The organism is Anabaena catenula FACHB-362 (assembly GCF_014698735.1).
In the GTDB taxonomy this organism is placed as follows: domain Bacteria; phylum Cyanobacteriota; class Cyanobacteriia; order Cyanobacteriales; family Nostocaceae; genus Anabaena; species Anabaena variabilis_A.
This window is the reverse complement of sequence record NZ_JACJTQ010000055.1, coordinates 1-21,942: the sequence shown is the minus strand read 5'-3', so window position 1 is coordinate 21,942 and position 21,942 is coordinate 1. Positions and strand designations below refer to the sequence as shown.

The 21,942-nt window shown below is 38.5% G+C and carries 20 protein-coding genes and 1 pseudogene; 11 read left to right on the top strand and 10 right to left on the bottom strand.

Annotation, left to right across the window (positions count from 1 at the left end; translation table 11 throughout):
• Positions 1 to 149: 149 nt before the first annotated feature.
• The 3 genes from H6G68_RS23475 (at position 150) to H6G68_RS23470 (ending at position 4,521) form a co-directional block, all read left to right on the top strand.
• Complete coding sequence (locus H6G68_RS23475) at positions 150 to 2,975, top strand: NACHT domain-containing protein (protein ID WP_199332703.1); 2,826 nt, start codon at positions 150 to 152, stop codon at positions 2,973 to 2,975.
• Positions 2,976 to 3,056: 81 nt separating this feature from the next.
• Positions 3,057 to 4,025 (top strand): hypothetical protein, encoded by a 969-nt coding sequence (locus H6G68_RS26920; protein WP_199332702.1) that lies wholly within the window; start codon positions 3,057 to 3,059, stop codon positions 4,023 to 4,025.
• A gap of 229 nt (positions 4,026 to 4,254) precedes the next feature.
• Positions 4,255 to 4,521, top strand: a complete 267-nt coding sequence (locus tag H6G68_RS23470) for a hypothetical protein (RefSeq protein ID WP_199332701.1) — start codon at positions 4,255 to 4,257, stop codon at positions 4,519 to 4,521.
• A 29-nt stretch (positions 4,522 to 4,550) separates the two neighbouring features.
• Here H6G68_RS23470 and H6G68_RS23465 read toward each other — a convergent pair whose 3' ends face one another.
• A complete protein-coding gene (locus tag H6G68_RS23465; protein WP_190908805.1) occupies positions 4,551 to 5,081 on the bottom strand; it encodes a hypothetical protein in 531 nt (176 codons plus the stop codon).
• Positions 5,082 to 5,168: 87 nt separating this feature from the next.
• Complete coding sequence (locus H6G68_RS23460; RefSeq protein ID WP_242045368.1) at positions 5,169 to 8,585, bottom strand: hypothetical protein; 3,417 nt, start codon at positions 8,583 to 8,585, stop codon at positions 5,169 to 5,171.
• A gap of 247 nt (positions 8,586 to 8,832) precedes the next feature.
• Between H6G68_RS23460 and H6G68_RS23455 the strand changes: the two genes are divergently transcribed.
• A complete protein-coding gene (locus tag H6G68_RS23455; protein WP_422596704.1) occupies positions 8,833 to 9,006 on the top strand; it encodes a zinc ribbon domain-containing protein in 174 nt (57 codons plus the stop codon).
• Between the two features lie 135 nt (positions 9,007 to 9,141).
• Here H6G68_RS23455 and H6G68_RS23450 read toward each other — a convergent pair whose 3' ends face one another.
• The 4 genes from H6G68_RS23450 to H6G68_RS23435 form a co-directional block, all read right to left on the bottom strand.
• Entirely contained in the window at positions 9,142 to 9,495 is a 354-nt protein-coding gene (locus tag H6G68_RS23450) for a hypothetical protein (protein ID WP_190908804.1), read from the bottom strand.
• Positions 9,455 to 10,702: an IS1634 family transposase gene (locus tag H6G68_RS23445; RefSeq protein WP_190908803.1), complete on the bottom strand. Its 1,248-nt coding sequence runs from the start codon at positions 10,700 to 10,702 to the stop codon at positions 9,455 to 9,457. Before H6G68_RS23445 ends, H6G68_RS23450 begins: the two co-directional genes overlap by 41 nt.
• Positions 10,703 to 10,894: 192 nt before the next feature.
• A complete protein-coding gene (locus H6G68_RS23440; RefSeq protein ID WP_190908814.1) occupies positions 10,895 to 11,041 on the bottom strand; it encodes a hypothetical protein in 147 nt (48 codons plus the stop codon).
• 149 nt (positions 11,042 to 11,190) lie between these two features.
• A complete protein-coding gene (locus H6G68_RS23435; protein WP_190908802.1) occupies positions 11,191 to 11,421 on the bottom strand; it encodes a helix-turn-helix domain-containing protein in 231 nt (76 codons plus the stop codon).
• A gap of 132 nt (positions 11,422 to 11,553) precedes the next feature.
• On the opposite strand from H6G68_RS23435, the gene H6G68_RS23430 reads away from it, so the two are divergent.
• Positions 11,554 to 12,492 (top strand): hypothetical protein, encoded by a 939-nt coding sequence (locus H6G68_RS23430; RefSeq protein WP_242045367.1) that lies wholly within the window; start codon positions 11,554 to 11,556, stop codon positions 12,490 to 12,492.
• Positions 12,493 to 12,517: 25 nt separating this feature from the next.
• On the opposite strand, the gene H6G68_RS23425 is transcribed toward H6G68_RS23430, so the two are convergent.
• Complete coding sequence (locus tag H6G68_RS23425) at positions 12,518 to 13,639, bottom strand: hybrid sensor histidine kinase/response regulator (protein WP_190908801.1); 1,122 nt, start codon at positions 13,637 to 13,639, stop codon at positions 12,518 to 12,520.
• A 219-nt stretch (positions 13,640 to 13,858) separates the two neighbouring features.
• Between H6G68_RS23425 and H6G68_RS23420 the strand changes: the two genes are divergently transcribed.
• Complete coding sequence (locus H6G68_RS23420) at positions 13,859 to 14,578, top strand: response regulator (protein ID WP_190908800.1); 720 nt, start codon at positions 13,859 to 13,861, stop codon at positions 14,576 to 14,578.
• Between the two features lie 101 nt (positions 14,579 to 14,679).
• Positions 14,680 to 14,841 carry a zinc ribbon domain-containing protein gene (locus H6G68_RS23415; RefSeq protein WP_422596696.1) on the top strand — a complete coding sequence of 54 codons (162 nt, stop codon included), beginning with the start codon at positions 14,680 to 14,682 and terminating at the stop codon, positions 14,839 to 14,841.
• A gap of 208 nt (positions 14,842 to 15,049) precedes the next feature.
• Here the strand turns inward: H6G68_RS23415 and H6G68_RS23410 are convergent, their stop codons facing one another.
• Positions 15,050 to 15,628 (bottom strand): siphovirus Gp157 family protein, encoded by a 579-nt coding sequence (locus tag H6G68_RS23410; RefSeq protein WP_190908799.1) that lies wholly within the window; start codon positions 15,626 to 15,628, stop codon positions 15,050 to 15,052.
• Positions 15,629 to 15,630: 2 nt separating this feature from the next.
• Positions 15,631 to 15,834 (bottom strand): hypothetical protein, encoded by a 204-nt coding sequence (locus H6G68_RS23405; RefSeq protein WP_190908798.1) that lies wholly within the window; start codon positions 15,832 to 15,834, stop codon positions 15,631 to 15,633.
• 206 nt (positions 15,835 to 16,040) lie between these two features.
• Here H6G68_RS23405 and H6G68_RS23400 point away from each other — a divergent pair, with 206 nt between their 5' ends.
• Both H6G68_RS23400 and H6G68_RS23395 read left to right on the top strand, forming a co-directional pair.
• Entirely contained in the window at positions 16,041 to 16,307 is a 267-nt protein-coding gene (locus tag H6G68_RS23400) for a hypothetical protein (RefSeq protein ID WP_190908797.1), read from the top strand.
• A gap of 69 nt (positions 16,308 to 16,376) precedes the next feature.
• Positions 16,377 to 17,006: a PDDEXK family nuclease gene (locus H6G68_RS23395; RefSeq protein ID WP_190908796.1), complete on the top strand. Its 630-nt coding sequence runs from the start codon at positions 16,377 to 16,379 to the stop codon at positions 17,004 to 17,006.
• 513 nt (positions 17,007 to 17,519) lie between these two features.
• Here the strand turns inward: H6G68_RS23395 and H6G68_RS23390 are convergent.
• Entirely contained in the window at positions 17,520 to 18,365 is an 846-nt protein-coding gene (locus H6G68_RS23390; RefSeq protein WP_190908795.1) for a peptidoglycan-binding domain-containing protein, read from the bottom strand.
• A gap of 260 nt (positions 18,366 to 18,625) precedes the next feature.
• Here H6G68_RS23390 and H6G68_RS23385 point away from each other — a divergent pair, with 260 nt between their 5' ends.
• On the top strand, positions 18,626 to 20,920 hold the full coding sequence (locus H6G68_RS23385; protein WP_242045366.1) for a tetratricopeptide repeat protein: 2,295 nt from the start codon (positions 18,626 to 18,628) through the stop codon (positions 20,918 to 20,920).
• A 103-nt stretch (positions 20,921 to 21,023) separates the two neighbouring features.
• Positions 21,024 to 21,485 (top strand): annotated as a pseudogene (locus tag H6G68_RS23380) (phytoene desaturase family protein); the annotation flags it as partial.
• Between the last annotated feature and the right edge of the window lie 457 nt (positions 21,486 to 21,942).

Genomic DNA, 21,942 nt, shown 5'->3' with positions numbered 1-21,942 from the left:
TGGCTATTTATTTATTGTCCATCTGGCTATTAATGTCAGTTGTTAGTTGAGCGACGAGTGAAATCGCTACCATTACACAGAGTAAAAGTGTAGTGGTAGCCTGCTAAAATGTAAATAGTTGCAAAATATACCCTCAGTGATAGAGATAAATGAATTACCCATTTGAAAATTTAGATCCAGAAAAGTTCCAGCAGTTATGCCAAGCACTACTGATAAAAGAGCATCCCAACGTCCAATGTTTTCCGGTTGCACAACCAGATGGGGGACGAGATGCGGTGGCTTATTTGGGAATAGATTCTGACCGCAGTTTCATAATGTACCAAATCAAGTGGGTAAAACGGCCCTTTGCACTACCTGATCCTCATAAATGGCTGGTAGGAATTTTAGAGGAGGAAGCACCAAAACTTAAGAAGCAAATTCCCAAGGGAGCAACTAAGTTTGTCTTGATTACTAATGTTCCCGGAACCGCACATCCTGACTCAGGCTCCATAGATAAAGCTAATCAACTACTTAATAAGCTTGGTGTACCATCCATGTGCTGGTGGCTTGATGATTTAAACCGCCGACTGGATAGCTCTTGGGATCTAAAGTGGGTATATCCTGAGTTGATGACAGGCCCAGACTTAATTCGATCAGTTATTGAGTCTAGGCTTTCAGAAAATAGTGAGCGCAGGTCTGATGCAATTCGTTCTTTTGTGAAACATCAATTTTGTCAAGAGCAAGAGGTCAAATTCAGACAGGTGGAACTGCAAAATAGACTGTTGGATTTATTTATAGATGTTCCAATTTCTCCCCCACAAAGGGATACAAATGGCAAAAAAGAAATTAAATTATATATAACTTATCATGAGATTGCTTCAAAGATCGAAAGAAGTAGAAATACATCAGTAAATTCTAATTCTAGTGATATGAATTTCTACTCTGGCACTAGAACAGAAGAACGAGAAATAGTAGGTGCAGCAACATTTTTACTAGATATGTTGGTTCAACAAGATATCCCTCTAATAGTTATCGAAGGTGCGCCAGGACAAGGTAAATCAACAATAACTCAATATGTGTGCCAAGTACATCGGATGAGAGTATTGGGCAACGATGAAGTATTACGTTCTTTATCAACAGATCATAAAGATGAAACGTTAGAAAAATTGCCTCCAATACATAGATATTCTCCAGTTCGTCTACCATTCAAAATTGATTTGAGAGATTTGGCAACTTGGCTTGATAAAAAAAATCCTTTTTCAGTTGATGAAGAAGATGAACTACCTTCTAATTGGCAAAAATCTTTAGAATCATTTCTTGCTGCTTTGGTACGGCATGATTCAGGCGGTGGTGAGTTTGATGTCAGTGATTTACGTGCTGTCATGAAACTTAGTCCAGTTTTACTAGTTTTTGACGGGCTTGATGAAGTTGCTGATATCTCAAAAAGGCAAGAAGTTGTTAATGAAATTATTAATGGTGTAAATCGTCTTGAATCAATGGCTGAATCACTTCAAGTAATTGTAACAAGTCGTCCAGCAGCATTTGCTAATTCCCCTGGTCTTCCACAGGATAAGTTTCCACACTATCAGCTTGATTCACTAACTCGTACTCTAATTGATGAATATACAACCAATTGGATTAAGGCACGAAGGCTTGATAATAAAGAAGCTGCGGAAATTAGAAAGGTTATAAAAGAAAAGCTAAATCAACCACATCTGCGCGATTTATCTAAAAATCCAATGCAGTTGACAATATTACTAAGCCTTATTCGTAGTCAAGGTTTATCGCTTCCAGAAAAACGAACGGCTCTTTACGATGATTATATAAAGCATTTTCTAGATCGTGAAGCAGCAAAGACTCCAATAGTTCGTGACCACCGGGAACTTTTAATAAATGTTCAAAGATATTTTGCTTGGATACTTCATACAGAAGCAGAACAGGGAGGTAATGGTAGCATCTCTAAAGATAAACTTTATGAACTTCTTTCAAAATATCTTGATGATGAAGGTCATTCTAAATCATTGTTAGACGAATTATTTAGGGGCATGGTAGAACGCATAATGGCCCTGGTACAACGTGTTGAAGGTATGTATGAATTTGAAGTTCAACCACTGCGAGAATACTTTACGGCGCGATACCTTTATGATACTGCTCCTTATTCTCCAACTGGAAATGAAAAAACGGGGACATTGCCTGATCGTTTTGATGCGATAGCACGTAATTTTTACTGGTTCAACGTTACAAGATTTTATGCTGGCTGCTACACAAAAGGTGAACTCCCTTCCCTAATTGACAGGTTACAAGATTTAATTGAACAGAAAGGATATCGACTAATTAGTCATCCAAGGATATTAGCAGCTACTCTACTTTCTGACTGGGTATTTAAGCAACATCCTAAATCTGTTAAGGCTGTTGTTGAACTGATACTAGATGGGATTGGATTGCGATATGTATTACCCTCCAATAGCCGCCGCCTTGGGTTAGGAAACCCTCTCTTACTTCCAAAAGATTGTGGACAAGAAGAACTAATCAATCATTGCTTCAAGATCCTAGAGAAAATTCCTCCTAAAGACTATGCATTAGAAATAATAGATTTAATCAGAGTAAATGCCACACCAGATGAAATTTTAATTTTATGGAAGAGCTATTTTTGTAGTCAAAATAGTATTCAACAAGGTGATTGGCTTGAGTATGGATACTATTTGGGTATTTTGAATAAAATTAATTTGGCTGATATAAAAAATATTTTATCAGATGAAGTTAATCGCTCAAAATGTGTGTCTCTTCTTTTTAAAATGCGGCGATTTGATTATTGCGAAATGACGGAGAAAAACTTTCTTTTAACTATAGATCAAATTTTACAGAGGAATATTGTAGCTGATAATCGTCGAAACATTCAAATAAGTAGCTTTATAGAGCTATTCAGTCACTCGATTGACGGAAGTCGATATGCAGTAGCTTTCAAGGCAAGGAATTTAAATTTTACACTTTTTTAAATTTGGAAACATGAGCTTTCACACCTAGTTAATCATGGTAGACATTTCTTACAATCTCTTAACAGAGAAACCGTCCAATCTATGCCTGAATTTCCAGAAGTTTCTGAGTATTACAAGATTGTAGAAACATCTGAAAAGGAATCACATCGTAGTGTTCAAGAATGGGCAACTGATATTACTCCTTGGGACAATCTCATTGAAAAAGCTCGTGAAGTTTGCGGGGATTACTGGGCATTGTTTCATCTTGCAAATATAAGTAGTGGTATTAAATCTAAAGGTGAAACATGTAAAGAATTCCATGAACTTCTTGAACACTCAAAATCCTTATGCCGACGAACGCGTTATGCAAGATTGCAAGCTGGTAGGCCAAGTTGGTGGCAGCAACAGTTTGATAAAGTGAATAACGAACTGGATGCTATGTTTATTACATTAGTTCTTGTAACCTGGGGTAGTTCAAAAACCTTAGAAAAGTTGGCTATATCGATAGATTATTACATTGAAAAATTATCCCTTGACAACTGGCAACGTCTGTATCGCTCTGTAGAAGATACAATTGCTCTAATACAAGGCTTGAGCGAGCGCATGATCTACTTTAATGTAGATTCAATGCCAAAAATTTTGGGTGCAAGAACTGTTACTTTATTTACGTTACGTGCGAAAGAACAAAGTAAAAGAAAGCTCTATGCTTTATATCTTGGTGTGTATACTGAATCTGATCCATTAGTACTGAAACTCTGCCAGGAGTTTGCACTTGATCTTCTTCAAAGAAATGAAACTGATTGGCGTCCTGTATTGCAAGTGATTGCTCAAAGTTATGCTAAAGGAGCAATATCAGAGGAATACGCTTCCTACTTGTTTGCACGTCGCGTTGCTAGAAGAGCAGAAAACAACCCTTTACCAACTGATCTTGCTGAAGAAATTGCTGAACACCCTGATCGCTATCCTGGATTTTTGGTTGCAGCTGCAGAAGCTAGATGTAAGGATATTGTGGCATCTAAAACAATTCCAGTAGGGGAGATAGCAGGTAGGGATAAGTGGTTTGCAATATAGTAAGGAGGATTTGATCTTAGTTAATTTTTCTTCATATAAACCGAGTCTACCTTGAAAGCTATAGTTTTTTGGAATTCGGGTAAAGCTCAGAACTCAACCCACAACCGAATAATATACTCTCCTTAAAAACTTTAGGTTTCAAAATGGACGGGGTTTAGCTATGAAACAAGGAATTATTCAGCTATGACATTTGGTAAAATTGCAATCATCACAACACCAATTAATCACTATGTACTCCACCAATCCACACCAAGAACTCTTAGAAGCTATCGCTAACCTTAGCGATCAACAAATCCCACTTGTTTTGCAATTTATCTCATCCCTAGAAACACCTATCAACAATTATCCAACTTCAGCTAAAACAGTTTTAGAACGAATGGGTGGTTATCCCAAATTTTTACTAGAAGGATCAGGAGATTTGTCAGATAGAGATGTACGCAAAAAAGCAATCGCTGACAGAATTCAAGCAAGACATCAAACAAGAACTCATAAATAATTATCCCCTGATTTTAATTTATTCTGGAATTATTGTTGCCTTCTCTCAACCAAAACCTGTTGCATAATTTGCTGTTTCAACGAATCTGCCGCAACTGAAGCAATAATTTTCCAATCGTTTTCTGTCAACATTACCCCAAGCAGTTCGCGCAATACCTGATGATTAGACATAAACTCCTCACCAAAAAGTTCATCCCTATGCAACACAGTTTGAATATGTTCTTTAACAGTAGATGTAGGTAGCCTGAATCTTTCCAGCAACTTCTCTCTTGCGGTAGCAGATGCTATAGAAGTAGCAGTTCCTAAATTCCAATCTTTGAGCAACAAACGCACTTCTCGATTCAAAGAAATCCGCAAAGTTTTTAAACGATAAAACAATTCGGGATTAAGCAACAGTTGACTAAAACCACCAAGCCAATCTAAACCAGCACCAATATTACCCCCTACCTCTTCCTCCGCTTGAATGATTTTTCTCAACCATTCTTCGTTCAGCAATAAATCCATCGGAGTTGCTGGTTCTTGGTTAGGGATATATTCATCATCAAATTCTTCTGACTTCATTACTTACTACTTCTGGATATTTTAGAATGAACGTCAACCATTGGCTTACAAATTCTCCATCGTTGCTGCCATAACAGATTTGCGCTATCAGTTCAACTCCACGTCCTTACTTTGGTTATGATGCCTACTATGAGCATAGCTATTCCCTTTGGGATTGTACACCACACCATCACCAGTATTTGATAACTCTTGATGTCTTCCTAGTGATAGCGTTCGTGTAGCATCTCGTGGAGAAACACTATTTTCAGTAGAATGCTCCCTTTCTAAAATCATCTCCTCTAACTCACTTGCGGCTGCTTCTGAAAGTGGAAATATCTCCTCACCCGTGTGCATATTCCCTCTACAAATCGTTCGCTTATTCTCATTTCGCACAATAAAATCACCACTACGCTGAACATAAGCCGTCCACTGTCCACCAATTTTGAATTGCTCAATTTCCTTACTTTCAGATTGATTGGCTTGTCGCTGTTCGTAGGTAATACCAATCGCTTCTACCAAATTATCAAACATTTCCTTACGCCAAAATTCCCGGTGAATAGCTCGCAATTCCCCAGCATTATCTAACTTTGTTTCTGATTCTGGTAATATCACATCTGGTAACTCTATCGAATCAGCATTAACCTTGAGGATAATACTAGAACCTTCTGGTTTTAATGTGGCTGCAAATGTAGTGCCAACAGGCAACTTCGGACTATCAGGTGCAAAAGTTCCTAAATTTTGACCATCAATTTGTAATATTGGTGTCCCGTTATAACGATAAAAGTCTGGGTGTGATTCAGGTAATTCAAAAACTCCTACTTCTAGAGTCACACTCCGCTTTCTCCATTGCTTACTGGCAAAGTTTTCATCAGCAAAATCATTGTATTTAATCCCCAACACTTTCATTTCTGCAAACTGAAAATCCTGAAGCTGTTGACATACTTCTTCTGTAAACAAATTATATGCCAAAGCCCCCACACCCGCATCCTGACGTGATATTGCCCAACTATGATCTACGGGAGGGATAATTCGTAAATCTTTGGGGATATTCAATTCATCTAAATCATGAATATTGTCACCAAATTTAGCCGCTAATTTTTCCGCTAATTTGGGAGATAAATCTTTAAATGCAAATTCAATCACAGGTAATTGGGGATGAATAGTGGCATCAAATTCAATTCCCTTTTGTTCTAAAGACTCTTTCCATTTAATCGCATCTTTCCCAAACGGAACACTTAAAACATAAGTATCTTGTGGTAATGCTGCACTAGGCATTTCATAATTATGCTCAAAGGAAAACGTAATTTCCATCTGTGCTGCCAACTGTAAACATTCCTTACGATGTCGGTCTAATTCTGGACGGGTGTGTTGGGTGTGCCACAGTGCTGCTGCACCCTCAAATCTATCCTCTGAAGTAGTGAATAATTCATCAATTTCGGCTCTGTAACTATCGTAAAGTTTGCCCAATTCTTCATTAAATGCTTCCCTATCATCTCCCACCCGTTCTTTAATTTCATCTCTTGATTGTTGAAACCTGGTTTTTAATTCTTCTGCCCATTCTAAAGCATCTACTGATAAGGTTTCTTTGGGAAACAAATAACGAAATTCATGTCTATCTCTGCTGCGAATCCGTGTTGGTTCCCACAAGGGATTTACTACTTCTCTGGCAATCACATTTATTGCACCTGGGGCATCTGCTGGCATAGCAAAGGAACGATAAAGCCGGTCATCTTTTTTAAAGTCAAAAAAGTAACTAGGATGGAATTCTGACCATTTTTTAGCATCTGCTAATAAATTTGCACCATCAATTTCTTTGATGTCCTCCAATCTTTCGGCACTTTTGGGTGAATCTACTTCTACTTGTAGTGCTTGAAAAAGACGATTTAGCAGCTTCCTTTGTCGTCTGACAAATCGTTCGCTATTTTCACCCTCACCCGGCATTGAGGACTGCACTCTTCCAATGTTTGTCGCCACTAGACCTACTTTATTTTGACTGCTGGCAGCGGCAATTTGTGATAAATCACGATATTTTAAATTGCCTTCTTCATCTGTAATTTCTGTATATGCCAACTTGGGACGTTGTTTAACTGGTTTAAAATGTCCGGGTTCACCTGCGCGGAGTGTTTCTTTGGCAATATTGGGCAGTTTATTAGCAGGACTAACCATTAATTGGTCGCCGTCAAAGTCGGCTTGGTGATATTCCTCAGCATCTTTGGGGTGAATCCAAACTACGTTGCGAGTTTTCTTTAATTCTGGATCATGGACGTTACTGTAAAGACGGATATTGTCTGAGTTGACAATAGGGTAACGGGTGAGAATCACATCTCCTGCTGGTAGATGGGGGACACAAATTGTCCCTCGTGGTAAAGTGTCGCATGGCATGGCCATACCTGAATTATGACTGTATCCACTCTTAATGGCTAAATCACGCCATTGATTGGCTATATAATCAGTAGCAAATTTGCGAAATTTAGGTGTTTCAATTAATTGACCGTATTTATCGCTGCGAAGTAGAGAAATCCAGCGAGATTCTTGCACCTGATTGTTAGTATTATCGTCTATTCCGTTAACAGTTTCTTCTGTTTGTTCTTGTTGAGATTGTTGTTGATAATATTGTTGAATGATGTATTTTGCCAACGTCAAGGGATTACTTTGTAACTGTGCCAATTCCTGAGCTTTTGCTTCAGTTGGTTGACTTAAATCTTGTTGAACTGCTGTTTCTGAGTACCAGATGGTAAACTGCCAACTATTATCGTAACTGGTAGCTTTGGCATTACCTCGATTACCTATTACTGCTTGGGGAAGTTGATATTCACCACAAGGGATTAAATCTTGAAGTTGAGATTTTTTGATGCCTTTAATTGAGGAACGATCCATAACAATATCGTAACCTTCAGCATCTGTTAATTTGGCATCTGGTAAAAAAGTTCCTTTTGCTAAAAAGCTAGTTTTTGGAGATTGCGAGTTATCACTTTCAGACCAACATTTCATCCATGCAAATCGAAATTGCAGTGGACAATTACGTTCTCCTCCCAATTGTTTGGCTAGTCGCGGTGAAATCTTGCCGTGACAGTCTCCGGTTTTGTAATCAGCGTATTGTGGGTCTGTAAAGTCTACGATTTTGACTTGTAAGTTTGTAAATGTTTCTGAACCTTTATAGCAATTACTAACTAATAATGAACCATAACGACAAGCGGTATCTGGTTCGGTAGCAAATAACTGTCTAATTTTTTTACACAGTGTATCATCAGCGAAGTAATAATTATCGCCTGAACTAAAGGCTAATTTGCGTTTAATACCATCTGTAAATGTTCTTTGTCTTAAATGGTTGGCATCTGGATTTTTACTGTCAATTTTCATCAGGAGGAGAGATGGCAATTCTGATGGTTCAAATATTTGTGCTAATAGGGAATTTTTAATGATTTCTGGTTCTGATAGATATCTGCCCTTGCCATTGTTGTACGACCCATCAAAGATAGGTATACTCAGTCCAGAACCTTCTATGACTTTAGTAGTTAAATCCATTACCAGTAATCTATTAGACGGATGATCTAGCAAGCATCAGATTCTAATATTTATCCTGGCATGGATTTACACTCAGCAAAATCGTCCAAGTGGATATTTTACTGATGTCAAAAGATAACTTGGCAAGTGGGAAACGAGCGAACCGATAGCTAGTACAACACGGCGTAAATACGCGTACCTTTTACAAGGAGTTCAAATCGTGGATTTTTCACCAAATTTAATGGTTCATTAACTTACGCCATAGAGTATTAGTAGTAAGACTTGCTCTAGTTGTGGTGACAAAAAATCATCTCTGTCGCTGTCTCAAAGAGTATTCCACTGTCATAACTGCGGGTTTGAGTCTGATAGAGATTTAAATGCTGCTATTAAGTGCGATTCAAGAAGCGGTCAGGTTGACCGTGTTAGCTTGTGGACTGGATAGTGCCGACACTTCCAGGATGAAGTAGGAAAAAAAGCAGAAAGCAGACAATTGTTAGCTTTTTTGTATCGGATAACATATCCTCTGGTCAGTTAGAAATTAAGTTGAAATTTTAAATCTAATCTAGAAGTAGCCCTTTCAAGGTGTGTTAACTTTCTGTGTTCTTTGGGCTAGAATCTTAAAAGTTGAGACATGAGGCTTGTTCTTCAGGTAAGTTCGTTTTAGTTGAGCTTTCTTAGGGCTTCGTGGATGACGACGAAAAGCTCTCAGCGAAACTTTACCTGCCAAATGTTTGAGAATTTGTGACAATTCTGTGAAGGTAAAGTTTTCAAAAACAGACCACTCTTGAGGGGGAATGGCAATCATCATGCCTCTGTAAGTACCCTTGATTTCATCAGCCAAATAATAGCTAGAAACTTCGGTTTGTATCTTTTCAGTACCATGAACGCTTCTAAGTGCTGCCTGAACCGTAGACAGTATTGTTATATTCAACTAAATGAATACACTGAAAGCATTGAAAAATCCATCGTAAAGTGGGGCGGTCAGTTGCTTTACCTAATTGATTTTTAATTGTTGATTTAGAATCTTTCAGAGCATTTCTAATTTGACGTTGAGCCAAAGTATAAACCAGTAGACATAAACCCATAATCATTCCCAGAGACTCTATTCTCTCAGGACTTTTGAGGAAAATACTGTCTGCAAAAAATAATGGGTCTTTGAGAAAACCAAAACCTCTCTCACAAGACTGTTGAGCTTTATATTCACTCAACATGGAATCATTGCTAAGTTCATTTGAATCTAAAACGTTTGTAGCAATAATAAAACGCCCTGCACTCAGCATTTCCGTATTAATTTTACTTTCATTCTCGGAGACTGTCGCTGATACTTGATAGGATATTTCTCCAGAACTATTTTTTTTATTAGATTTGATTTGAGTAACTTCACTCTCATCAATTTGATGAGATTTGAATTGTTTTGATAATTTTGATAATGCCTTGATAGCATCAGCCTCACAAGCAAATTTCTCTTGTGATAACTTTTTCAAATCTTGTACAGCTTTTGATTCTGCTTTGGTAATTTTCTGTGAGAGTTTACGCAAGTCGGATTCTCTTCTTTCTTGACTTTGCACCACTAACCATCTTTGTTCTATTCCGGCATAATTTTCGGCTTTTGATGCTAATTTATATCCTGGTATTGTACTATCAACAAATTCTAATTCTTGATTATTTTCTACTTTTTGATTCTCAAATATTACTTCTGGTAAACTTGTATTATATTGCCCATGCACGTGCATGGATGATGAGTCTAGATGTGATGTTGATAGTGATACTCCAAATTTTTGTGCTGCTTTTAAGGCAATGATAAAAAATATTGTATCTAATCCTTTGATAAATAGTTTATCCATGACTCTCCCCAGTTTATCGTCGTTAAGATATTCTGGTTTTACTCCTGTTCCTACCAGATGCTCACAGGCGATTGTTTCAAAGTATTGGGGAAACATATATAAGGGTTTTGATACAAATCCTAACCCGTTTATTATCATGGCTTTTACTACTTGACCTGCACTTACTTTCTCGCCTTTTTCGACTCCTATTAATTCATTTATTATTTCTACTATTCCGATTGAATCTATTATTCCTGCTATTATACCTAGATGGTCTATGTTCTGAATTTCTATTTCTTGAGGTTTTAATTTCACAACAAACTTCTCCACTACTTCTGTTGTGATTCTCTCATTTCTTGTTTTGTTATCAATTCATTTTTTTTCTTTTGTCTTTGTTACCAAGCTTCATTTTCTCACACCATACCTCTGTTAATGCTACTTATTCTTATTAAGCTTCTTAAGATTTGATTTATCTTTAGTTATTTTGTACTACTGGGGTAGCTTTTTTTATATGTGACAGTTTAGGGTGCGGAATGTGGGTTCAAATAATTCATCTAGAATCTGGGGACATAGGGCTTTCTCTAATAACCCACGAACCATCACTGATACTGGACTCTTTTCCACAAACCTTTCAAACACTTGCCCTAGTATCATTTCTGTTCTCCACCCTGTGATTTTTACCTCTTTCTACCAAACTACAAATCCGCCCATTACACAACACCTTGAAAGGGCTAGTCCTATAATCATAGAAATATTAGTTTTGCCAAATTGGTTAACTGTACAACATAAGGATTTATTCTTAGCTATTCATAAAAATTAATACCAAAATCAACTTTCAGTACATCTTGAATACGTTGTAAAGTTTCGATTGGCAAAGCTTTGGTTTCTTCGGATTCTATTTTGTACCAATTCATAGTTGTCATGGGAATTTGACGACATATTTCAGCTAAAGAGCGTCTATCAGCTTCTCTAGCTTGTCTAATTCTCTTTCCCAAACCGGGTATTTCTATATCTATCGTTCTTCTAACTTTCATCAATTTTTCAACTATTCAACTACCCTCAAATATAAACTATCAGTTTATTATTAAATATAAATCATAAATTTACAGTTGGCTATAATGTATCAAATAATAGAGATTTTCCTTGGAAACTAGGGGGTAGAAATTATGAGTAAGATATCAAACATCTCTACTGATGGGACATTGCTACCCACCCAGAACGATTCTGCAAGCAACCATACTGAAATAGTTGTTAGCTCCGAACTGACTACAGACGAGTGGCGCGATCGCATATTTCTAGAAAGGCAAGTTGAAAAAGCATTTTACGCAGCTGCTAAAGCATTGAAAGAACTACGAGACAGACCTTTGTACCGTTCAACTCACTCAACCTTTGAAAATTACTGTCGTTCCCGATTTGGCTTTACTCACCGTCATGTGAACTACCTGATAGCTGGTTCATCAGTAGTTGACAATCTGATGGGAACCAATGGTTCCCAAATTGAAATCCCAGACGAAATGGGAACCAATGGTTCCCAAATTGAAATCCCAAACGAAACGGGAACCAATGGTTCCCAAATCTTACCAACCAGCGAACGCCAGGTTAGACCTTTGGTTCCCTTAGAACCAGAACAACAATGTTTAGCTTGGCAACAGGCAGTAGAGCAAGCGGGTGGTAAAATTCCTTCTGGTCGTCAAGTTCAAGATATTGTGGACAAAATCCGAGAAAGAACCAAAGTACCGAATCCCTACCATGTTGGGGAAGTATGTATTCTACTGCCCAAAGACAACCCAGAACTGAAAGGCAAAAGTGGTTGTTGGGGTGTCATTACCCATGTTGGAGACTATAGCTGCACTATTGAGACTTGGGATACTGAGTATACAGTGAAAATAGAACATCTCAAATCTTTAGAACTGTTGGATGAAGACTGCCAGTTTATGCAACAGTTATGCTTGAGACTGCGACGATTGCATCAAATTGAAAACCGAGATAGTGCCGTTGATTGGCTCTGTTCGGGATTAGGGAAACAACCAAAACCGTATCTTTCACCTTTGCAGTCAAAATTTTTAGATCAAGTCGAACAAGAGTATGGAATTACGCTAACTTAGCAAAAACCTAAAACTTGAACAAAAATCAACGCAAACCTAGAGGTGTTAAAGCAGGTAAAGAAACAGTAAAAATGCTACCTTTACCTAAAGTTGATGAAACAGAAATATTTCCTTGATGGGCTTCTACAATCTGACGGGACAAATATAATCCTAGACCATTACCTTGACGCTGATGTTTACCCTGTCGAAAACGCTCAAATAAGTGTACTTGCTCTGTTTTACTGATGCCAATTCCAGTATCTTTCACGGCAATTGTTACCCGTTGGTCGTGGGAATTAAGGTGAACTTCTACTGAACCCCTATCTGTAAAACGAATGGCGTTACCAACTAAGTTAATTAGCAGTCGGTGTAGTTCTATCCTATCGCCAAGCACTTTCACCGCAGATGGTTGTATGTTGTTTAATTTGGCGTTGAGAGTCAAGTTTTTCACAACCGCTAAAGGTTTTAGTTCCCGAACTACTTTTTGACTTAACTTCCACAAGTCAACTAAAAAAAATTCCAAATCCTTACATCCTGCTTCATACTGATAAACCTCCAGCATATTTTCAACCATTGACAGTAGCATTTGATTACTTTCAGTAATTAGTTGCAGATATTCTTTTATTTCTGATAATTGTTGACCGAAATTTCCTTTTTGTATCATTTGCAGGAGTTGAATTGCTGATGTCAAAGGAGTGCGTAAATCGTGAGTTAAGTTAATCACAAAATCTTCCCGTCGCTGCCGAGCGATTTGATCCCGTTGATTGATACTGTGTTTTAGCCGGAGGAGCGAACGCACTCGTGCTAACAATTCATTTTGCTCTACAGGCTTAATTAAGAATTCGTCAGCACCAGCCTGTAAACCTTGAATCAAAGAAGACTCATCACAATTGGTCATCAGTAAAACAGGTATGAAAGGTAAATCAGAATTCTGCTTAATCTGTCGAGTAATTTCATAGCCATCAATATTTGGCATGAAGGTATCTAATAGCACTAAATCAGGGGGAGATTTGGCAATCTTAATTAAGGCTTCACTATCACTGTCTGTTACTGTTACCCTGTATCCTTGTTGCTTGAGAGTAGATTTTAGCAAGCAAACATTTTTGGCTGAGTCGTCTACCAAAAGGATACTTTCTGTTGAATTTGGGTTCCAAGAGAAAGGTGTCATACACATCCAGTAGATTTATTTAAATCAAGTTTGCTATTTATTTTTTTCTACGTATCTTAACCTTTAGATAGATTTTTACTAAACTTTAAAAATTTTCATACCTCAATAGGTAGATTTTGGTAAAAGTGCAGACAAAATTCAACCGATAGAGTGAGACGTTTGTAGTCAATGATTTCCGACATTAGAAAGATTACATTTAGCTAGTCGCTGAGGTGCGTCATGGAAAACATTAGAGCGGCAATTATCGAAGACCACAATTTGACTAGGGTGGGTATACGCAGTTATTTAAATGAGCAAAAAAATATTCAAGTTGTGGGAGATGCAGAGACGGCTGCGGCTGGTCTAGAATTACTTCACGATACCAAGCCAGATATTGCTATTGTTGATATTGGTTTACCGGACATAGATGGGATAGCACTGGTGCATCGGTTTCGACAATCTATGCCACCAGAAGCAGCAGAACAAACGAAAATCATTATGCTCACTTCTTTTGCTCAAGAACAGATGGTCTTAGCTGCGTTTGCAGCTGGGGCAGATTCTTATTGTGTCAAAACCATTAAGTTTGAGTTGCTGTTAGAAGCACTGTACATGACTTATGATGGCTATTCTTGGATTGATCCAGCGATCGCTCGCATCATTCTCAAGCATATTCGTCAATCGGTGACATCTGCGGTACAATTGAATACTTCTCAAACAGTGACTAATTCTGCAATTGACCCGGAGCAAGCGAGTATTCTGGCAGCAGATCCACTGACAAATCGAGAAATGCAAGTCTTAGAGTTAATTGTCGAAGGCTGCACCAATCAAGAGATTGCCAATCAACTCTATCTCAGCTTAGGCAGTGTAAAAGTATACGTGCGGGGTATTTTGAACAAACTTTGTGCAAGCGATCGCACTCAAGCGGCTGTCATCGCCTTACGGGCTGGTTTGCTTAATTGAAGTTACTCTTTAGTTACAAGAAATAGTGGGAAGTTTGAAAGCCCACCAGTAGTATCCTGAAAAGCCGAAATTTTCAGGATGCTACGTCCTTGAGGGGTGGGATGGTAGTTGTTAAAACTTTGTCAACTAGAACTCACGAATGCCCCCATTGCGGAACAGTTTTAGATCGGGATGAGAATGCTGCACTGAATATTTTCGCTAAGGGACTAAGTACCGTAGGGCATACGGAAACTAACGCTTGGGGAGAGAACGACCTCTGTTGAGAGGGCGACAGGTTCAGATAAGTTGGCTCAGTGAACCAAGAATCCCCCGACTAGAAGTGGGGGGAGTGTCAAGCTCAGAGTAAGAGAAATCAGGGGTTTGGGCGGGGCATCGGCAATTTGAAAAATCTCCAATACCATAATGCGCTATGCCCTATTCCTGACCTCAACAACAATAGCTGCGTAAGTCCTGAATTAGTTGAGGAAACAACTAAGGTAAGAGTGAATCTTTGAAGTCTTGAATTGCTGTTGCTGTCAAGGCATAAACAACTCGCCGCTTACGTTCAACATGAGTACCATCCACAGGAATTCCTTTCTTCCAAGCAGCAATAATTGCTTTCTTGTCTGCTGAGTAAACAGTCTTTTCTCTGCGATATTTTAAAGGCAATTTTTCTGCATCTATAAGTACATCACAACTCGGTGGATTTTCTTTAATTGTGATCCGCAGTGAATTACCAACTATTTGCTCAGGGATAATTCCTGTGGCATTATGTTCTAAAATGGTTTCATCTAATTTCTGTCGCCACCGTTCTAGTCTTAATAGTGCTGATTGATGCACGGCTTTGAGATGTTCTAGTCGTTGCTTAATAGCTGCTATTTCTGCATCTAATTGCAATGCTAATTCGGCTTGGATATCAACAGCTTCTGATTGTACTTCTTGAGTTTCCCAAATAGCAGTGATGATAGCAGTTTCCTCTTCAGGAATCTGACAATTGGTTAGCTGTTCCCAGAGATGAGCAGCAGTTTGGGATAATCCTGCTAAAGATTGTTGAGCGAGTGATAAAACCATGATTACCACCTGCCACAAGTTTGATAGTAGTTATGTTCAGCTTCAATTTGGTTTAGAATAGCTATCGTGCCTGAATCTAAATTAGTATCAAGGCATAAATCGGAAATGACCTTTTGTGTAACTTGATTATTTTGCTCAGTCACGGCAGTCAACTTAGGTTTAAGTGTGGTTACACTTTCTGTTACAATTACTTTCAGTTGTTGCATTGTTTGGGTTGCATAACGCCATCAATTTGAGCGCGGTAGCGCATCTAAACTCCATCCATTTTGAAAACTTGAGTGTGCGCCATAGAAAAACTATAGGTTTCAACTTGAACGGGGTTTATCTGTGTTTGTATCCCACTTTTTTAAGTTAATTTTGTGTCCTCTGTTCGTTATTTTGTCAATATCAAAAGTTAAACCTGTCAATAGATATGAAACTCATCAAAAAATCTGAAAAGCTAGTTCAAGAAACGAAAATAAACAAGGAGACTAAAAAGGAAACTAAAGAATCAAATTTGCAAGTTGATTTTGTGAATAATATAGAAGAAGTAACAGGTGCAGAACAGCCAAAAGTAGGGATAGAATATCAAGAACCTAATTATATTCCTTTACGAGATAATCCCATAGTTCACTCTGTTGGCAAGACGGGATGGCAGGTTTCTGATATTTGGAAAGATATTAGATTGGATAGTTTTTAAATATTACTTATACTTAATTCCACTGCTTTTGAATTGGTAAATTTTTACAAAAGGTGTGGTTATTTGGTTATGTCTACTGCTTATTATCCGCTAATTCTTTATCCACCGTTAGCCAAGCGATTAAGGAGTGGTAATCAAGGACAGAAGCATCTCAAAGCTTCGTTTCAAGGATGTGTTGCATTACCAGATGATAAGAGTACAGCCAAGCAAGGAGTGAGTGAAAAGCAATTTTTTCGGCATTTACTGGCAGGTTTTCCTGGAAATTTAATTTGTCAAGCGGTTGAGTTTGAAATTCCAGGTTATGCTCTCCGCTACTCGGCTGATTTTATCTTTTATCATCACTCATCTGGGTTAGCTTTGGATATTGAAATTGATGAACCTTATACTGGAAATACAGGGAAACCTCACCACTGTATTGATGTTGATGATGATAAAATTCGTAACCGTTTTTTCTTGGAACGGAATTGGGGTGTAATCAGGTTTGCAGAAATTCAGGTGGTGCGTCATCCTTGGAATTGTTGTAAGGTTATTGCTCAAACAATTGCTAAGTTGACAGGAGATAATAGTGTGTTTATGATGCTGCAAAGATTGGCTGATGTACCTTTACAAAAATGTTGGACAAGGCGTGAAGCTAGGCTGATGGCAAAGAACAATTATCGTCAGTCTTATCTGCCAAAAAAAGCTTTTCAAGTAAAATGATTTGTTGATTTGTCATAAATTAAACATTTCTGTTTGTTATCCCTCTTTCGTCACTTTCGGCAACGCAAAATTTGATAGCTAACGCCAAGCGTATGACTCCTGCGTCGTCACGCAAGCTATAGCCATAACCTTCATTTTACAAGGGTTTTGGCGATTTATTAATGTTTCAAAATATTCGCCATATTTTGTTAGTAATAAAAGGTTCAAACCTTTAAGAGTATTCCAAGTAAAAAAATGCCCAATTGTCATTGCGTTCGCGGAGCGTGGCGTTAGCCATATGGAGCAGAGCGGAATGAAGCAATTTCTGGTTTTGGATCATTTATTGTTTGGAACACTCTAAGAAATATGGATTTGAAAATTAGGAAATTATTTTTTTGATTCCCACTTTGATTGAAAAGGGTTAGCAGCAATCTCTAACACAGAGTCTAGACAGGAGGAATTAAGCCAAAATTAGCGATGGTGCAGAGCGCCCCCATGAGACGAACGCCCAGCATTTATTCCAGTTCCAAATGATTAATTAAACAATGTACCGACAAAATTGAGAATCGGCTTCCAAAAAATACCAGTTAATACATACGGAGCATATTGCAAAACCGGGAAAATTGGTTGTTTTGACTGCTTTAATGGTAAACAATCTAACAAAAAAGGTACTATACAGGTAAGTCCATAAGCAGTCGCTAAAGCTTTACTAAATGTAGGTTCAGAACCGGGTAGAGGACTATAATAAATACCCAGTAGAATGCAAGATATCATTAAAAATTGATTCCACAAAAACCAGGATTGAGGCGATAACAAATAAATTAATTGGGGGAAGCTTTGGTCTATTTTTTGTCGCATTCCCAATAATACAGACCAAGTTGCAGCACCAACAATACCATCGTTTTTCAAGCCATAGATATTTTGGAAGCGTTTAACAGCTTTTTCTGTTTCTCTGTCAAAATATCCATCAGGTTTCTTCTGAGAAAATCCTTCTTCATAAAGGATATTTTGCACTTCTTTAACTGCATCTTGTAATTCTAGAGATATATTTTTCTGATGGCGATAAAGCTTTGGGTAGATAAGGCAAGCCCAACTCAATGGACCAACTATTCCATCAACTAGAAGGTTATTTTTTTTCTGGAATTCTTTGACAGCTTCTTCTGTTTCTGAATCAAATCTACCACTAACATTTGCCAGAAGACCCTGAGCATATAAACGTTTTTGCAATTCAATGATTGAATCTTCTACAGAATTGGGCGTAAAGCCACGGTAAATGATAGGACGTTTATTGAATACACAGACTTGTTTTTCTGCTGGGAAATAAAGTCGGGGTTGTTTGATCTGAAACAAGATATTGAAGGATTTAAGTAGTCTATTCATTTGGCGCTCCTACGTAGTAAAGTGTCAAAAGCAGATTTTTTGTAGGGCATTGAGCAGTTCCTTATGTCTGCACCCTGCTGGATACTGAGAATAAGTGGTTTAAAGATTAAACTACTGAATTGACTACAAACAGACAATTAGCAAAGTTAACAAATTGTCAATAATTTGTTAAAGCCTTGTTGGTTAAAATGTTGCTAATATGACATTGATGACAGACTTATTGGGTGATATTTATGTCAAGTCAGTCAGAGGGGTGGAATATGTCCAAAACTTGGTATCGCAAGGTTTTGAAGGACTGGGATGTAGATCGGTTACTGACGGACTTGGAAGCTAAAATTCAAGAGCGATATAGGCAAAATACTAAGAAAGACTTGTTATTGGGGTTACTGTGTGGGTATAGCTTAACGAAGCTTTGCAAGGATTTACACAAGGGTAACGCTGCCGTCAGAACTGTTCTGAGCAACATATATCGAGATATTGAAACTTTAACAGGAGAGCCAAATAACACTGTCAAGTCAAGTAACCTCGTTTACGTTCTGGAAAGGCATGGATATCGCAGAGGTTCTGTTATATCTGCTCTCAAAATTCGCTCCATTCCCCAAAATTTGCCATCACCAACCTACACAGAATTTATTGGCCGCGAGGCGGATATGAAGAAGCTACTAGAACGCTTGTCACCAGATCATGGCGCTCACATGATTACGGTGCATGGCATTGGTGGTGTAGGTAAAACGGCGTTGGTATTAGAAGCTGCTTACTTATGCTTAAAAGCTAGTCGTGAAAACCTTGTTGGCCTAACGAAATTTGATGCGATTATTTTCACCTCTGCTAAACAACAGGAACTCATTCCTGATAGTATTTTGCGACGGCAACAAGGACAGCGTAACCTGCGCGATATTTTTCGAGAGATTGCCCATGCTTTGGGCGACCCAACCATTATTCAATCTCCTCCCAATGACCAATTTGACCGTGTACGCCAAAGTCTTTCAAAACAGCGAACACTACTGATTGTGGACAATATGGAGACTATAGAAGATCGGGATCAGGTTATAGAGTTTCTATATAATCTGCCGATTTGCGTCAAAGTAGTAATTACTACTCGCGAACGGATTGCTTTGCTACCAATTAGTCTGCGAAACTTACCCCCAGATGATGGTTTACAGTTGATTCAACAACAAGCGGAAGAAAAAGGTATAGTCCTTAACAAGGAGGAATCTGAGCTACTTTACAATCGCACTGGAGGAATTCCCCTGGCCATTGTTTATGCAATCGGTCAAGTATCTAGTGGCTATTCTCTGAACTCTGTTTTGGAGAAGTTAACTTCAGCTACAGGTGATGTGGCTCGTTTCTGTTTTGAGCAATCAGTACAAGGAATGAAGGAACAGCCACCCCACAAGTTACTAATGGCACTGGCGATTTTTCCTGATTCTCCAATTCAAACCGCCCTAGTTGAGGTGGCTGGACTGACAGCTGCTCCAGTTTCTGTCAATGATGGTTTGGCACGTTTACAACAACTTTCCTTAGTGAATTTAAACCCAGACAAAAAGCGGTATGAAATGCTCTCTCTGACTCGTGAGTATGCCTTGGCAGAATTAGCTGCTTATCCAGATTTTGAGAAAGAGGCAAGACAGCGTTGGGTGAAATGGTATCTGGATTTTGCCCACAGTTATGCCGGAGAAGATTGGGAAAAGTGGATACATTACAATAAGTTAGAGCAAGAAGAAGGGAATCTCCGGGCTGTACTTTATTGGTGTAAAGACCAAGACCACTATCAAGAGGTCAGGGATTTATGGCTGCTGTTGAACCACTATGCAAATCTCTATGCCTATTGGGACGATCGCCTAGATTGGTTAAAATGGCTTATAGAACAATCAGAACGACGAGGTGAATGGTCATCTTTAGTGAAAATCATGATTCGCAAAACCTGGCTGTTGATTCGGGAGTGTTCACCGCAAAGTTTGAAAGATGCAAATGAAATGTTACAGCGGGTATGGGTTTTACGCGAACATACAGACTTATGTGTTCAAGCTGACTTGGCTGAGAATATTGTTCGGCTGCGAATCAGACAGAATGACTATACAGACGCACGTGTATGGCTCGATATAGAACAGCAATTGGTGAATCAGGCTAATCTGGAAGAGCAAAAGCACATCCGTCACTATATTCCTATTCTTTATCATCGAGCGGTAATCTTTTATCGAGAACATAAATATACTGAGGCTAAGACACTCTTTCAAGAAGTGATGCACAGTGCAGAAAAAATTGCCTGGTATCGAGTCATCAATTCTGCTCAAAATTGGCTGGCTGATATTGCGATCGAACAAGGCGATCGCGATGGCGCTCAACAGCTTTTAATTAAAGGTTTAACTGTAGCTCAAAGCAGCAAAAATAAACGGCGTTTAGCTCGCTATCAACGTTCTCTGGCTCGCTGGGAAAAAAAGTGGGGCAGCTTGGATAAAGCCCGCCAATTGTCAACTAAGGCTATGGATAGTTTTAAGCATCTGGGGATGATACAAGATGCCCAGGAAATGCAATTTTTACTTGATTCTCCATAACCCAGGTGAGTCATGATCGTCAGTTTTGAAACTGATTAAGTTTTCTTTCTATCGACTTCAACATTTATGATTTTTGAAAAAGCCCAGTCATCAACAATTATTCATGAATAACACAGAAGTAGTCGTAATTGGTAGCGGTATTGGCGGATTGAGTTGCGCTGCACTCTTGGCACGCTATGGAATTGATGTCACAGTAGTAGAAAGCCACTCTATTGCCGGTGGTGCGGCTCATGCTTTTGAACGCAATGGCTACAAGTTTGAGTCTGGACCCTCTTTATATTCTGGTTTATCTTATACGCCTTCACCTAATCCCTTACGTCAAGTTTTAGATGCCATTGGCGAAGATTTACCCTGCTTCAATTACAATACCTGGGGTTGTTATTTACCAGAAGGCTACTTTGATGCTCAAGTTGGTGCTGACCAGTTCTGTGAAATATTACAACAACTGCGGGGAGATAAAGCTGTAGCAGAATGGCGCAAACTACAGGAAATTATGACACCTTTGGGTAAAAGTGCCACTGCTCTCCCACCCTCTGCCTTGCGCTACGATTTAGGTGCGGTGTTGTAAATATTCATTGATTTTCTAGCCAAATATACTCATAAATGGTAGAATATGCTCATATTTAGGGAAGATAGATGAAATTAGTTGAACGTCACATCATCAAGAAAACTCATCAATTCTATCAACAGATAGATGAGTTGTGTTGGCGTTCCAAAAATCTCTACAATTACGCTAACTACTTAGTCAGGCAATCATTTATCCTTGAGGGCAGTTATTTAGATAATACAAAAATATACCATCAAGTAAAGCAGCATGAATCATACAAAGCACTACCCAGTAAAGTCAGCAATCAAGTTTTGATAGTTTTGCATCAGAATTGGAAATCTTTTCTCCATGCTACCGCAGTTTATAATAGACATCTCCGGAAATAGCTAAAGTGTTACTGCCACTGCTTTTAAAAGTGAGATGCCCCAATGCAAAGGTAGCTGGCTGGTACGCTAAAATAAGCGTTAGAGATGCC